The sequence below is a fragment of the Rhizobium sp. TBD182 genome, from assembly GCF_001950375.1.
Classification (GTDB): Bacteria; Pseudomonadota; Alphaproteobacteria; order Rhizobiales; family Rhizobiaceae; genus Agrobacterium; species Agrobacterium tumefaciens.
Genome location: NZ_BDLN01000006.1, coordinates 165,974 through 181,227, shown reverse-complemented (window position 1 = coordinate 181,227; position 15,254 = coordinate 165,974). Strand labels below are relative to the sequence as shown.

11 protein-coding genes are annotated in these 15,254 nt (G+C 59.3%); 2 read left to right on the top strand and 9 right to left on the bottom strand.

Annotation, left to right across the window (positions count from 1 at the left end; translation table 11 throughout):
* The first annotated feature begins 13 nt into the window (after nt 1-13).
* On the top strand, nt 14-466 hold the full coding sequence (locus tag T18_RS18605; RefSeq protein WP_233284958.1) for a cyclophilin-like fold protein: 453 nt from the start codon (nt 14-16) through the stop codon (nt 464-466).
* A 6-nt stretch (nt 467-472) separates the two neighbouring features.
* On the opposite strand, the gene T18_RS18600 is transcribed toward T18_RS18605, so the two are convergent.
* Nucleotides 473-880 carry a low affinity iron permease family protein gene (locus tag T18_RS18600; RefSeq protein ID WP_038493632.1) on the bottom strand — a complete coding sequence of 136 codons (408 nt, stop codon included), beginning with the start codon at nt 878-880 and terminating at the stop codon, nt 473-475.
* A gap of 230 nt (nt 881-1,110) precedes the next feature.
* The gene (locus T18_RS18595; protein ID WP_038493635.1) at nt 1,111-3,057 is read right to left on the bottom strand and encodes an ABC transporter ATP-binding protein/permease; all 1,947 of its coding nucleotides are present in this window, start codon (nt 3,055-3,057) and stop codon (nt 1,111-1,113) included.
* A 345-nt stretch (nt 3,058-3,402) separates the two neighbouring features.
* On the opposite strand from T18_RS18595, the gene T18_RS18590 reads away from it, so the two are divergent.
* Nucleotides 3,403-5,181 (top strand): diguanylate cyclase, encoded by a 1,779-nt coding sequence (locus T18_RS18590; protein ID WP_038495745.1) that lies wholly within the window; start codon nt 3,403-3,405, stop codon nt 5,179-5,181.
* A gap of 66 nt (nt 5,182-5,247) precedes the next feature.
* Here T18_RS18590 and T18_RS18585 read toward each other — a convergent pair whose 3' ends face one another.
* The 7 genes from T18_RS18585 to T18_RS18555 all read right to left on the bottom strand — a co-directional run bounded on the left by T18_RS18585 (nt 5,248) and on the right by T18_RS18555 (nt 15,188).
* The gene (locus T18_RS18585) at nt 5,248-5,925 is read right to left on the bottom strand and encodes an ROK family protein (RefSeq protein ID WP_038493638.1); all 678 of its coding nucleotides are present in this window, start codon (nt 5,923-5,925) and stop codon (nt 5,248-5,250) included.
* Nucleotides 5,926-5,960: 35 nt separating this feature from the next.
* Nucleotides 5,961-7,331: a glucose-6-phosphate dehydrogenase gene (gene zwf, locus T18_RS18580; protein ID WP_038495748.1), complete on the bottom strand. Its 1,371-nt coding sequence runs from the start codon at nt 7,329-7,331 to the stop codon at nt 5,961-5,963.
* An 11-nt stretch (nt 7,332-7,342) separates the two neighbouring features.
* Nucleotides 7,343-8,347, bottom strand: coding sequence for a phosphogluconate dehydrogenase (NAD(+)-dependent, decarboxylating) (gnd, locus tag T18_RS18575; RefSeq protein WP_013761314.1), 1,005 nt, complete (start codon nt 8,345-8,347; stop codon nt 7,343-7,345).
* Nucleotides 8,348-8,383: 36 nt separating this feature from the next.
* On the bottom strand, nt 8,384-10,789 hold the full coding sequence (locus tag T18_RS18570) for a glucan 1,4-alpha-glucosidase (RefSeq protein ID WP_038493641.1): 2,406 nt from the start codon (nt 10,787-10,789) through the stop codon (nt 8,384-8,386).
* 345 nt (nt 10,790-11,134) lie between these two features.
* Nucleotides 11,135-12,532 carry an FGGY family carbohydrate kinase gene (locus T18_RS18565; protein WP_038493643.1) on the bottom strand — a complete coding sequence of 466 codons (1,398 nt, stop codon included), beginning with the start codon at nt 12,530-12,532 and terminating at the stop codon, nt 11,135-11,137.
* Nucleotides 12,532-13,794 carry an NAD(P)/FAD-dependent oxidoreductase gene (locus T18_RS18560; protein ID WP_046205615.1) on the bottom strand — a complete coding sequence of 421 codons (1,263 nt, stop codon included), beginning with the start codon at nt 13,792-13,794 and terminating at the stop codon, nt 12,532-12,534. The genes T18_RS18565 and T18_RS18560 overlap by 1 nt, the downstream gene beginning before the upstream one ends.
* Nucleotides 13,791-15,188: an NAD(P)/FAD-dependent oxidoreductase gene (locus tag T18_RS18555; protein WP_038495754.1), complete on the bottom strand. Its 1,398-nt coding sequence runs from the start codon at nt 15,186-15,188 to the stop codon at nt 13,791-13,793. Before T18_RS18555 ends, T18_RS18560 begins: the two co-directional genes overlap by 4 nt.
* Nucleotides 15,189-15,254 lie beyond the last annotated feature (66 nt).

Here is a 15,254-nt window from a genome sequence, read left to right as displayed (position 1 = left end):
TGGGAGCATTCCAATGATCGACCGGCGTCTATTTCTTGGGCTGGCTACCGCGGCCATAGCTTTCCCGTCCGCATTGTTCGGTCAGGTAACAAAAACGGAGGTATCCTTGATGAGTTTCCGAATGGCCTTTGGTGGTCACAGCATGACCGCGACCTTGTTTGACAACCCGTCGGCACGCGAGCTCATGAAAATGCTGCCGCTCGATCTCACGATCGAAGACTATTCGACCAACGAGAAAATCGCATATCTGCCTCGAAAGTTGACGCAGGTGACGGACACGCCGTTCGATAACGCACGTCCCGGCGACATCGCTTATTACGCGCCATGGGGTAATCTAGTCTTCTATTACGACAGCTACCGATACTCGAAAGGTCTGATCCGCCTCGGACGTTTCGATGACGGCTTCGAGCCACTTTTGACCCGAGGCGAATTCTCTCTGCGCATAGAGCGCGCCTGCCAACGGTAAATGCCACTAACGTCGGGAAAGCAAGCGGGCCATGGCATGATGGGGTGCCGGCTTATCGCTATCCGGTCCGCTTTCCCTTTCGAGACGTGCACGAATCTCTTCGATTTCCTCTTCCGTGAGGTGCTCGATCCCAATGAAGTCACCGCGCGCCTGCTCCACCGCGCGCAGCAGCTCGTCCAGTTTTGCTTCCATCGCTGCGGAATCCCTGTTCTGTGAATTCTGCACGAGGAAAATCATCAGGAAGGTGACAATGGTCGTACCCGTGTTGATGACCAGTTGCCAGACCTCCGAAAACCCAAACAGCGGTCCGCTTATCCCCCAGACGAGCACGGTTCCGAGAGCCACCATGAAAGCCGTTGGAGAGCCGGAAAATGAAGCTATAGCGCTTGCGAAGCGAGTGAAGAATTTATTCATAACACGCTGCCCCTTGTTGCCATTTTAGGGATGCCAACCAACAAACAAAATGCACGATTGTTCCGGGGTGCCGTGACAGCAGAAGTTCCGATTTGCACTTAGATCCGCGGCAAGCCCTCATTGTGTTCGTTCTCGCCAAGGTGGTCGGTGAATTCTCCCCAACGACAATGAGGCGGCCACCAACTCTCTTACCCCGGCATTCAAGCAGGTCAGCACAAGCGTCGGTGCCATCACCTCCGCTTGACTATTCTCCGAAGCATGGAGCCTCTCGCCTTGCGAGGAATGAGATCGATATCGCTGACAAGCTTTGCGCCCCCCTCCCGCCGTTCCAATGTGATCTTCCGGCTATGAAACGCTTCCAGTTCGGCACGATGCGCTACGCTTACGATCGTCGCATCGGGTAGCTCATCAATTACCGTCTGCATCATCTTGTCCTGACTTTTCTCGTCCAGAGCCGCCGTCGCCTCGTCCATGACGATGATGTCGGGGGCGTTCAGCAACAGACGTGCGAAGGTCAGCCGTTGTTTTTCGCCACCTGATAACGTCTGGTCCCACGGTGCCTCGTCTTCAATCTTGTCCTTGAGTTGACCCAGACCGACCTTGTCGAGAGCGGCCCCGATCTCTTCCGGCGTCCAGCTCTCGGCCGGTTGCGGATAGCAGACCGCCCGACGTAGCGTGCCGGCCGGAATATATGGCCGCTGCGGCAGCATGAACAATCGGCTGCCGGCGCGAAAATTGACACTGCCTCCACCCCATGGCCAGAGACCGGAAATGGCCCGAACCAGTGTGCTTTTGCCCGAGCCCGATTCCCCCGCGACAAGCACTCTCTCACCCGCGCCGATTTCGACATCCGTCTCCTTGACGACGGCCGTTCCGTCACCGAGAGAAACGGACACATCCTTGAGGCTGAGTATTGTCTCGCCTTCCGTTTCGCCGCGCACGATCCGACCGAGAGTGTCGCTCTTTTCGGCCCGCTCCAAGCCATCGAGCGACATCATCAGGGAGGCAACACGTCGCGCGCAGGCATTCCAGTCGGCCAGACGGGGATAGTTGTCGACCAGCCAGCCAAATGCGGATTGGACAATGGTGAAAGCGGAAGCAGCCTGCATTACCTCGCCAAGAGACATGCTTCCATCGAGAAACTTCGGCGCACACAGCAGAACCGGTACGACGGGGGCAATCAACATCGATCCATTCGATACGACCGTGGTGCGCATGTATTGCTGCGCCATGAGACGCCACTGCCGCCGGACATTGCCGAAGCGCTTGTCCAGATCGCTGCGCTCCTCGTCTTCGCCGCCAAGCAGGGCGATGCTCTCACCATTCTCCCTGACGCGCGTAAGCGTGTAGCGAAACTCCGCTTCAACCTGGTTCTTGACTTCGGAAACCTTGACGAAGTTGCGGGCAATGAAGGCGATGGAACTGGATGTGATGATTGCATAGATAACAGCCGCAATCACGAGAAAGCCGGGGATCGTGATCCAGACACCCGCGATAGAGACCGTGAGAGCGCCACCAATCGTCCACAAGACAACGATAAAAGTCGAGGCAGATACGAATGCAGCGATGACACCTGAAACAAAATCCACGGGCGCCTCGGTGGCAATACGCATATCCTCCGAGAGCCTTGCCTCGGGGTTTTGATGGTCACCATCAATCAAATTGAGCTGATAATAGCGGCCATTCGCAATCCATCTTCCAACGAGCGACTTTGTCAGCCAGGAACGCCAGCGCCGCTGAATGCGCATCCTGACATAGACCTGCGAGGTCACGATAAAGACACTTCCCAGGACGAGCAGCGGAAAGACGGATCCGAGAAAATAGACCGTCGACGCGTCGCGTTTCTCAATCGCGTCAAAAATCCCGCGATTCCAGACGTTGATGCCATACTGGAAGCCGACATTTATGCCGATCATAGCCAGAAGCCCGAGCGAAAACAGCCAGGCCAGCCGATCGCCGCGACGGCTCCAGAACCCTCGCGCGCTGATCCAGAAACGCTTCAGCAGATATTTTCTGCGAGCCTCCTCGGCCTCCTCCGGCGTCAAGCCCAAAGCAGGTTCCATCTCCTCTGGCGGGAGCGGATCATCGTTTTCATGGGCATCGTTTTCGGATGCTGTTTGGGTGCCAGTCTCGTCGGCACCAACGACCGGCTTCGGTCCTGCGTCATTATCGATCATGGGCGCTAAACGAACGATGCGTCGAAAGGTTTCACGACTTTGTGATGCGCCGTGAAATATAATTCCGTTGCTGCGCGGGGCTTTTCAAAAGCCTCTAAATACATGGCTTTCTGACCCGCTGCCGACATACCGGAATCGCGCTGGCGGATATTGTGACCGTTGGTGGAGACGGTCCAGGTGCATCGCCATGGGGTGCCTGACTTGGCCCGCGGTGCGACAGATCTTATTGACGGTTAACCGCGTGTTGACTTCCCGTTTGACGAGATGGCCTAACATAAGCAGACTCTGAAATTGGACCCCGCCGCACCCGGTTTTCATGCCGTGCGGCAAGCATACGGCGCCATCATGCGACTTAGTACCATCACGAACCTGGCTTATGCTGTCACCCTCGTGCTCACGACAGTATCGGCGACCACATTCATTCTATCGGCCAGAAGCGCTTCTCAAGAGCGGGTGGCAATCCAGAATCATCTCGAACTGACCGATCTCGCCGAAGAACTGGCGATCATTGCGGACGAGCGCACCGAGGAGGCGCGTCTTTACGTCATGCGGGGCGACGAGCAACATCTCGCAAAATTCTACGTCGACGAAGATCAGGAAAAGCACCTTGAAAACACCCTGGACAAACTCGCAGCTCTTGGTGTTTCGCCGCAAGAGGCAGGCTCATTTCAGGAAATCCGAAAGAGCGCCGACGCACTGGACAAGATGGAGCGCGATGCAATCGGTTTCTATCGATCCGGCCGCGAGAACGATGCACAGCAGGTCCTGTTCGGCGATGAGCACTATCGACTGCATACGGACCTGCTGACAACCGTCGCGACGCTGAGAGAAGCCATTGCGGCCCGCTCGCAGGCAATGGTTGACCAGGCTAAAGACCGAAGCGATTTCTACGGATCGATCGCGAAGGTGATGCTTGCGCTCACCGCCCTGATGTTTGTGGCCGTACTCTATTTTGTCCTCAGCAGACGCGTTGCCTTGCCGCTTATCAAAATGAGCAACATCGTCACGCGCCTTGCCCGGCAGGATTACAGTATCGACCTGCCCGACGAAGGCCGGCGTGACGAAATCGGTGAAATGAACCAGGCTATCAGGATCTTCCGCAGCAACGGGCTGGAACGGGAACGGCTTGACGCGGAGCACCGCAGGAATCAACGCATCAAGGACCTGATCCTGCAGATGATGCATCGGATTCAGGCCTGCCAGAATCAGGAAGAATTGTCCGACGTCGTTTCGAAATTCATGCCGCAAATTTTCCCTGCCATTGCCGGCCGCCTGCTTGTTCTCAAGGAAAACAGTTCGGTTCTCCAATCGACCGGACAATGGTCCGATCCTTCGTTTTCCGCCCCGGAATTTTCGATAGACGATTGCTGGGCTCTCCGTCGCGGACGTCCCCACGCCAGCAACCCCGGCGGAGACGATGTTGTCTGCCATCACCTACATGGCAGTTTCGGAACCGGCCTGTGCATACCGCTCACCGCATTGGGCGACACCGTCGGCTTATTGTATCTTGAGATTCCGCAGAGTAGCGAGACGCTGGAGTTAGAGCGGCTATATCTCGAACTTCTCGCCGAAAATATAGGCCTTGCCGTTGCAAACCTCCAGCTTCGGCAGCGGCTGGTTGGCATGGCACGGCAAGACGCCCTGACCGGTCTTTTGAACCGTCGATCGCTTGATGAGACGCTGAACAGGCATATTGAAAAGCCAACCAATTCGCTTGCATGTCTGATGCTCGACATCGACCATTTCAAGCGCTTCAATGACCGGTTTGGCCATGATGCCGGAGATGCGGTGATGCAATATGTCGCCCAGGTGCTGTCGGAAGCTGTCGGCGATCTGGGTGAACTATTCCGTTTCGGCGGCGAGGAATTCACCGTGCTCATGCCGGCTGGGGGCATTGAAGATGCCATCAAGGTTGCGGAGAAACTCCGGCACGCGGTCGAGCGCGCACCTTTCACCTACCGGGGCCGTCTGCTTGACTCGATCACCATATCCATCGGTATCGCAACGTCGCCGGGTGCTGGAACCGTGAGCAGCGTCCTGGAACGGGCGGACGCTGCGCTTTTGAGCGCCAAGCAGACAGGCCGGAACAAGTGGGTGTCGGCCGAGAAGCCTCCAACCGATTAGGTAGAGGCTACGCCGCACCGATTGCGTGGTTATCGAAGCAGCAGCCTACCTGGCATATTTGACCGGCTAGACGATGAGGTTCGGGTTCTTCCACAGCTGGAATCCGCCTTCGAAAGCAAGCGCATTGTCTCCGCGGCGGCATCCGGGCGGCAGGGTATCGAGTTTTTCGACATTACCGCCGCCGATGACCACCTCATCCGGTTCAAGGGCGGCAGTCAGACGCTCTGCGACATCAGTGACGCGCTTTTGCCATTTGGCATTGCCCTTCTCTTCGCGATACGCCTCTCGGAGATAGTGCTCGTACGTTTTGCCCTTCCGATAGGGAAGATGAGCGATCTCCATCGGCTGGGCCACGTTTTCGACGATCATCGCAGCTCCCAGGCCTGTTCCGAGACCGAGAAACAACATGCGCCCGCCCTGATAGGAGCCGATTGCCTGCATCAGCGCATCGTTAACGATACGAACGGGGCAGCGGAAAGCGCCGGCGTAATCATAACCGACCCAGCCTGTACCCAGATTGACCGGTTCGCGAAGCGGTTTGTTGTGGACGACCGGACCGGGATATCCCATGGCGATGACGTCATAGGTCATGTCTTTCGCCATGGCGGTTACGGCTATGACCATTTCTGGTCCAGTCATCGCCTTGCCGCTTTCGACCTTGCGCTCGTCGCCACCTGCACTTGAGCGGATCTTGACGTGGCTGCCGCCGATATCGATCGCTAGAACGATCCGATCCTGTGTCATTGAACTACCGTCCGTGGTATTTGCCGGCATGGGCGTCACTCCGGATCAACCCAACCGCCTGGCGGCGCGAAACTCTCCATCTCGACCGGACCCCAGCTTCCTACGGCATAGCGTGGCGGCACGGCCGGGTCGTCGAGAATGGGCTCAACGATTTTCCATGCGAGTTCTGCCGCATCCTGACGGGTGAAAAGCTGGCGTTCGCCTGCCATCGCATCGCCGATCAGCCGTTCATAAGGCGCCATGTCGCCGATGCCGTCATCGACAGCGCCCAGTTCCACCGCCTCGCCGAGCATACCGTCCCCGGCAGCCTTGCGGCGCGCGCCAATGCCGATGGCGATATCTGGCCCGAGCCGGAAGCGCACATAATTTGCGGCCGCCGCCTCAACATCGCCGAAAAGCGCTATCGGCGGCCGCTTGAAACGCACCACAACTTCGGTTGCATGGGCAGGCAGGTTCTTTCCGGCGCGGATGAAGAAAGGCACGCCGTTCCAGCGCCATGTGGCCACGCGAAACCGCACGGCGGCAAAGGTCTCGCGGCTTGAGCCGGGCGCAACGCCGGGTTCATCGAGATAACCGTCGAACTGGCCACGCACTACATCCTCGCGGCTGAGCGGTGGCATGGCTTTGAGGATCTGCACTTTCTCATCGACAAGATCATCCGAAGCGCTTGTTGCCGGTGGCTCCATGGCCAGTAGCAACAGCACGTTGATGAGATGGTTCTGGATCACATCCCGGATGCATCCAACCTCGTCATAAAACTTTCCGCGTCCCTTGATGCCAAAATCCTCGGCCATGGTGATCTGCACGCTTTCAACATGATCGCGGTTCCAGACCGGCTCAAGAAAGGCATTGACGAACCGGAAATAAAGAAGGTTCTGAATCGCCTCCTTGCCGAGAAAATGGTCGATACGAAAAATGGCGTCCTCTTCGAAAACCGCGTGCAGCGACTGGTTCAGCGCCTCCGCCGTGGCAAGATCGCGGCCGAACGGTTTTTCCACCATCAATCGTGCCGAGGCGGCTATCCCGGCCTTATCAAGCCCGGTCACGACGGTTTCAAACAGTGACGGCGGAATGGCGAGGTAATAAAGCGGATGACCGTGGTCACCGAGTGCGGCGCGCAGCTTTTCGAATGTCGCCTCGTTACGGTAGTCGCCGGACACGTAATGCAGTTGAGAAGCGAATTTTTCGAAGACGGCTTCATCGATCTTGTCGACGTGGCTGGTAACCGCGTCGCGCGCCCTTGCGATCAGCTGATCGCGCGACCAGTCATCGAAGGCGACACCGATGACTGGCGTTTGAAGCGCGCCGCGTTTCACCATGGCGTAAAGGGAAGGAAAGATCATTTTGTAGGCAAGGTCGCCGGTGGCACCGAACACCACGAGCACGTCCGATCGCTGCTTATCCATGGCCGGCGCCCTCATTTTGCTTTTTCCAGATGGCCACCAAAGGCATTGCGCATGGCCGAGAGTACCTTGCCGGCAAACTCCGCCTCACCGCGTGAGGAGAAGCGCTCGAATAGGGCAGAAGCCAAAACAGGCGCAGGAACACCCGTTTCGACGGCCGCCTGAAGGGTCCAGCGCCCTTCGCCTGAATCTGACACCCGCCCGCCATACTGGTCGAGATGAGGGTCCTGCTTCAGCGCCTCCGCCGTCAGATCGAGCAACCACGAGCCGATGACGGACCCATGCCGCCAGACCTCCGTCACGGCAGGAAGATCGATGTCGAACTGGTAATATTGCGGGTGGGCGAGCGGCGCCGTTTCCGCATCGGCCTCCCGGTGCTGCGTGCCGGCATTCGCTGCCTTCAAGATATTCAGGCCTTCCGCATAGGCGGCCATAACACCGTATTCGATGCCATTATGAACCATCTTGACGAAATGCCCTGCGCCTGACGGTCCGCAATGCAAATATCCCATTGGCGCCGTGCCGGTGACGGGATCGGCCGCGATGCCCTGGCCCGCACCGGGAGCAAGGGAGGCAAAAATCGGATCGAGCCGCTGCACGGCACCCAAAGGGCCACCGATCATCAGAGAATAGCCGCGCTCCAGACCCCAGACGCCACCGGATGTACCGGTGTCGATGAAGTCGATGCTACGGGGCGCAAATTCCGCCGCCAAATCGATGGCATCCCGGTAGAAGGAGTTGCCGCCATCGATGATGGCATCGCCCGCCTGCAGTCTGGCGGCAAAGTCACGAGCAATTTTCGGCGTTATTGCCGCGGGCAGCATTAGCCAGACGGCGCGTGGCGGTGACAGCTTCGCGACCAGGTCGTCCGGCGAGGTCGCGCCAACTGCGCCTTCCTTCACCAATGCTGCGACATTGTCGAGATTGACGTCGAAGACCACGCAATCATGACCCTGTTTCAGAAGACGGCGCACCATGTTTGCGCCCATTCGTCCAAGCCCAACCATTCCGATCTGCATACTGACACTCCATTTGTCCAATGCGCGATATGTACTTCATTCGCCGAGGCGAACGGTGAAATCCTGGTTTTCCCAATTCCCTGTGTTTGGCCAAAAGAAAGTAAAAACGATTGCGTCGCCCGCCGCCATATCCTGAACGGGCAAGTCGACGAAATATGTGCCAAGGCCGGAAGCAATCGTTCTGGTGTCGCTGGTCGTCACCCAGCCATCCGCACTCCAGTGCACGACAGCATCATCCGTCAGTTCGAGCCGCAACATCTTGCCGGCCGGTATCCCGGCAATCTTGTTATTGAAACACCAGATCCGAAGGTGCGACGGTGTCTTGTTGATGATGTAGCGTTCCACACCCTGCGGGGGCATGTCGAAAACGGAACCATCTGCAAGCGACCGCAGAAGTTTGATATGTTCAGCATGCGCCCAGACCAGCGGCATCGCACTTCCTGAGGGCTGGCCGTAGAAAAGCTCGTATTCGGGGATGTCGGGCTGGTCCCAGATCTGCTCGGGGAAAAGGCCGTTTCCACCGGCCGATTTCTCCAGCGTTACCAGCAGCGCTTCGGCCACCTCCCGCCTTCCCGCAGCAAGCTCGTAATGGGCGCGTTCGCCGGTCAAAAGCGGCCATGGCCGCCCCTGCCCGGTGCCGTCGAATGCTGCTCCATCGGCGTGCTCACCATATCCATCTCCCGTATATCTATACCATACAGGCCCCTGCGGCAGATCGGCACGCAGGCAATGGTCGATTGCTTTGATCGTCGCGAGAATATGCGGATCGTCAGGCGCGCGCAGGCCGAAGCGAACAAGGGCAAGCGCATCGGGGCTGATGACGTCGCTGGTCGGCAGCGTGGAACGGTCCGGCGTCTGGTTGCGGATGGGCGTATCGCCGACTGGTCGAGCTACGTCGGTCGCGTCAGGCGAAGCGATGCGAACATAGTGGCCGGAAATGCCAAGCGCGGCGCAGAATGTCTCGTCACCGGCAAAGGTCCATTGTTCGATCTGCTCGTTCCAGCAATCAGCCGTTTCCCGTAGATGTACGGCTACGGCAGCATCACCGTCCATATCGATAAGGTCGGCAGCGGCAAGCAGCGCAGCGATCTCGACGGCAAGGGTGAAGGGACTGTAGCCGGCATCCTCTTCCCACCTGTCCTCCCCGGTCGTCGGGCCGTTTGCCAGAATATAGGCTGCGGCGCGGTGGATCATCGGCATAAAATCCGCCCGCGTGGCATGATCCAGGTGACCATGTCGATGCAGCATATCCGCCAGCAGGATCGGAAAGGCGCATTCATCCATCTGGACGCCCGGCCAATAGGGTTTGCCATCCAGCCAGAGATTTTGCGGCCAGCGACCCGATGGCTGCTGCACCTGACGAAGATAATTGAGGATCGCCAGCGCCTCGTGGTGATCGCCGGCCGCCAGAAATCCGCCGGCCGCTTCCACCAGATCGCGCGGCCAGACCAGATGATAACCACCGAGATCGTCATCGCTCTTCGATGCTCCCCATGGGATCGACAGGCTTGCAACAACAGCGCCAGGCCGGTCAGCGGCACGATGTGCGGCGAGCACTGCTGTCGACACCCGATAGGAATTGATGCCGTGATGCGTATCGCGGTCGAGCGTTTCCAGCCGGTCTTGCCAGTTGCGCCAGTTGGCAACGTAGGCCTCGTGCGCCCGTTCAAAGCCATGCTTCAGACTGTAAACGGCCGCCGCAGCCGCTTCATATTCCGTCTCGCCAAAGCCGAGCGCCAATGTTGCCGCGCCATTGACACCACTGAAGTCAATCTCACCTGCCAGCGAGACATTTCCGTCATCGGCTCGCTGGTACTCTTCAACGATGCGTCCGTGCCGATGCAACTGCTGCCAACCATCGGAAACACCCACGAAACCGGCGCTGACTGCCCGCCAGGGCAGATCGCAGACAAGCGCAAGATATCGTGAACGGCCGGTCGCGAAGAGGACCTGATGTCCCTCATAGTCGCCAATCCAAGCCGAGTTAAGATTGCCTGCATTGACGAGATGAGGTGCCAGCAGCGCAGTCACGCGATAATCCGAAATTTGTCCCTTCAGGGGAATGAACGAAAGCTGCTGAAGAACACTGGCCCGCGCGGGATCGCTGATCACCTGTTTCTCGATTCTGAACGAGCCATCCGTCGCCGTATTGGTAATGTGAAATGCCGGAATTCCACTTTTAAAAGGGCGGGTGACGGATACGCAGTCGCGTTTTTCTTCGGAAAAGTAACCCTCAGGCCCAGTGACAACAAAACCGAGATCGCGGGTGCAGGCACTGTCTATCCTCGGATAATAGACCTCGTTCAGAATGCCGTGGCTGAGCGTGAACCAGATAGGCGATGCTTCCGACAGCGCAGTGCCGACCCCGTTTTTGGCGCTCGACGTCCAGCGCGCTTCTATGCCAGGCGCGCCCGGTGCAAAATCCAGTCCGGTGCGCATCATGAAATGTCTCGGTTACGCTGATGAGGCAGACGAAAGTGGCGCGAATTGCAGTCCTGAACAGTCATGACGGGGTATCTCGACCTTGAACCAAGGCTCTGTTCCTGGATAACAACAGGAAACGGGCTTACCGGTTCCTTGCTCATATCCACAACGGATGCAGCCTCGCCATAAAGCTAGGTATTGGCGAACTGGTACACAACTAAAGATTTGGTAATTTAAGCCGCGCCGCGCGTGGAGGTTTTGGGTTGCAGGAACAACACGCTCAGCCACCAAGCCGCCGCTAGAGCGGGCGGCCGTTCTGGATCACACCGATATTGCCGATGAACCGGCTATTCCAAGTGGACATCAACCGCGCGACCAGCCCCTCGCATTGCCTATGGCGCGTGCAAAGCGAGCGTGATCCGCTTCTTCGACCGATCCGTCGGGTTTGAATATCTCGGCATCTTTTCGCATGGCGGTTACATCTATATCGCACAGTTCCGCGAGACCAAGCGCCGTCAACTCGCGCATGGCCGGAACGCAGATGGTCCGACCACTGGCAGCGGCCAGGAAACGGGCGAAATAGCGACTGTTCGACAGGCCGCCATCTATCGAAATCGTATCACCGATGGGAACGAAAGTCTGCGCGGCTTCGATCAACCGAACCGTCAGCAACGCAATGCCCTCAAGCAGGGCGCGCACCATGTCACTCCGCGCCGTTGCGTGGTCCATGCCGATGAAAAGCGGTACGGCCTGTCTATCCCAATATGGCGCGGCAAGGCCCGAAAATGCGGGCACGAACACCAGTCCACGACGAACGGCCGATGAACCCTCAAAACCGTCAAGTTCGGTATTGTCAACATAAAGGCCGATCTTTCGCGCCCATTCCAGCGCGGCACCGGCGTCATAAACCCCGCCTTCTATGGCGAAAATGGCCGCGCCGCCTTGCTTCTGCCAGCCAATGGTGGGCAGAAGCTCCCCCGCCAATGGGCGTTCTTGACCAGCGATGGCCAACAGGAAGGCGCCCGTGCCGAAGGTTATCTTACAATCGCCCGGTTTGCGGCAGCCGTGCCCATAAAGCGCTGCCTGCTGATCGACGATGGAAACGCGAATGGGCGTTCCCTCGATGAAACCGAAGCCGCCATTAACAGGACCGATTGCGGGCAGGCAATCCAGCGGCACCCCATGAAGAGCGCAGAGTTCCGGGCTCCAGGCACCGGTTGCCAGATCAAGCAGTCCCGTCCGCGAGGCCGTTGCAAGGTCGGTGCGGAAACAGCTTGCAAGCCGATCCAGAAAGAATGCGTCGGTGGTGCCCAGGCGCAACCGCCCTTCGGCTCTCGCCCGTGCCACCGCCGGATTGTGCCTTAGCAACCACGACAGCTTGCTCGCCGAAAAATAGGGATCGAGCGGCAATCCGCAAATCTCTTTCGATCGTTCCGCAGCCGATTGGGGCAGAGCGGCCAGGGCTTCGGCGGTGCGGGCATCCTGCCAGACGATGACCGGCGAAAGCGCTTCCCCACTCTCGGCATCCCACGCCAGGCAACTCTCGCCCTGGTTGGCGATCGCGATCGCATCTACCGGCCCGGCATCGGCCAGTACCGCGCGGATGTTGCGCAACAGCTCTTCCGGATCATGCTCCACATGGCCGGGGTTTGGATAGAACTGTGCATGACGCAGGCTTGAGACGAGTTGCGCCGTGCCATCGTCGCTTATCACAAGGCATCGGGTCGACGTCGTTCCCTGATCGATCGCCGCTATGCGCATCAATTCGTCTCCTGAAAGTGAAAGGCAATCTGGGTCGCCTCAACGGCGGCGCGGGGAATGGGCACGAGCACACGGCGTTCCGGCAGCCACCGGCCGGACTTGCTCCACACTTCCGTTCCATCAAGATGAAGCGAAAGCCTGCCTTGAACACGTCTGATGAAGCGCAGCTGAAAATCGGGAAAAGCCGGCCGGTCAAGTCCCCCCGATCGCACCATGGTGGGTACCGCGAGTTTGAGCGGGTCGGCGAAAGCGATACGCGCTGCCTTTGCGTTGCAGGGTTCGCGGGTGAGATCGTCGGCAACGGCAGCACCCACGCGGCGGCCTTCGCGAAACGACCAGCCACCCGTTTCCACGGCCCGCAATACGTTCCCCGTGGCGAAGAACATCGGGTTGGCCATCCGGCCGTCCTGATCGATCGTAGGGCCATCGCTGCCTGCCGCCACATCAACAGGGGATGCGTTCAGAAGCGTTGCCTCCGGCGTGAACCGCCCGGTGAGGAGAACACCATCGCACTTGACGGTAAGGATACGGCCATCTGCCAGCCGGATGTCGGCCTCCTCGACACGACCGCTCCCACGAATGTCCACAAGTGTTGCGCGGCAATAAAACGGCACTCCGACCAATCGGGGAAACCACCGGAAAAGCGACCGCGCCAGCGGTTCCGGCTCAGGCTCGATCATCGCCACCGGCCGCGCGCCATGCGTCAGGCATGTGAGAAGCGCGGAAAAGGAAACCAGTTCCGAACCAAGGATAAGCGGCCGGCGAAAGGGCATGATGCCGTGAAAGGCGACATAGGATTGCAGCGTGCCGGTGGTGATCACTCCCACCGGCCGGTCGCCCGGCAGGAGCCGCGCTGAGCGTGGTTTTTCCCGCGCGCCGGTCGCCAGCACAATGCGCCGGGCCTTCAACGTTTCCACGCCGCGCGCAGACGTAACCAGCAGCGTACCGTCCTGTCCGAGTTCCACCACGGAATGACCGGTGCGGACATCAACGCCCGCATCCTGCGCCTGCCGCTGCAGACGTCGCGCATAGGCCGGGCCGAAATAAACGCGTCCGAATTCGCGCATGCCGAAAGGCGAATGTGTGCAATGACGGGGTGCGCCGCCAAGGGCTGGCTCACGCTCGAGGATCGTTACACGCGCAACACCGCGTGCTTTCAGCTCCAGCGCTGCCGCCACGCCCGCCGGGCCGCCGCCGACCACGATTACATCTGCATCCCGAATGTTTTCTTGCGTCTGCTGAAAAGGCTTCCGGGAGCTCATCGATCGTCTCCCGGACGGACCGCAAGCGGTACAGCCAGACGGTCGCCCGTCATCGCGGCCAGCCGGGCGTTGCAGTAAAATCCCTGACAGCGCCCCATGCCGGCGCGGGTGCGCCGCCGCAGACCTCCGAAATCACCCGGCGGCACCGGGCTGGAAAATGTCGCCTCGATCTCACGGCGGGTGACAAGCTCGCAATGGCAGACGATTTCGCCATGATCAGCGCGCTGCCAGTCCCGCTCGCAGGTTTCGCTCAAGTTCGGCATCGTCACATGAGGCACTGCGGGCGGGGGCATGAAGCGCGTGCCGAAACTTTCGTGAAGCGCCAGAGCGTGCTGCGCCAGACCAAGTGCCGCACTGAGACCGGTGGATCGCACGCCGCCAAGCGTGATCGCGCGCCGGTCCGGCCGTGCGGAAATCCGGTAATGTTTCTTCTCGGAGGCCGGGCGCAAGCCGGCATAGATAGCGGTCACGGGAATGGAGGCGAGTGCCGGAACGATCTCCCTGCCGCGCGTCAGCAGCGCTTCCAGCGCCGCCGTTTCTACCGTCGCACGCTCGCGGTCATCCTGTTCTTCCGCCGTCGGGCCGACGAGAACGTTGCCGAAGGCGGTTGGACACACAACGATGCCCTTGGTGATTTCGGTGGGAACGGGCAGGACGATGCGCGGCACGTGCCGACGGGCGGCCTTGTCGAGAACGACGAATTGTCCCTTGCGAGGCTTGATGGTGAAGTCTGGGACAAGCCCCAGCCGCGCATCGACGATATCGCCGAACAATCCGGCCGCATTGACAACGCTCGCCGCAAGGATCAAACCCGCCGTCGTCTCTATCTGCCACGCGCCATCAAACGCACCGGACAGGACTTCGGCGTTGCGCACCAGCTGCGCGCCAAGCGCCACCGCTTGCGTAAGATAGCCCAGCGGCGCGGACCAGGGATCGATGACATGTTCACCCGGAACTTCGAGTGCTGCGACAAGACGGTGGGACAAGCCGGGCGTGGATTCCCGGGCCTGCCGGGCCGTGAGCAGACCGAGCTCGGCAATGCCGTTGCGTCGCCCCTGCTCGGCGATCGCCTCCAGGCTTTGCGCCTCGTCGGGATTCCACGCACAGACCAACGCGCCGGTTTCAACGAGGCTAAGGCCCATCTGCTTGTGGATGGACAGATATTCTGCCCGGCCTGCCTTCACCAATTCCAGTTCCAGACTGCCTTCAGGCGCATCGAAGCCGGTGTGGAGGATAGCGCTGTTGGCCTTCGATGCCCCGGAAAGAATATCGGACCCCTTCTCGATGATCACGACCTTTGCACCAGCCAGTGCGAAACGACGGGCAACCGCGCAGCCGACCACCCCGGCACCGATGACGGCGACGTCGAATGCTGTGGAGAGGCTCTGGACCATGGACTTGCCTTTATTTTCGTGGTTCGAAAGCGAAATCAACAGGCGCAACGGATCGAGCCGATGCAC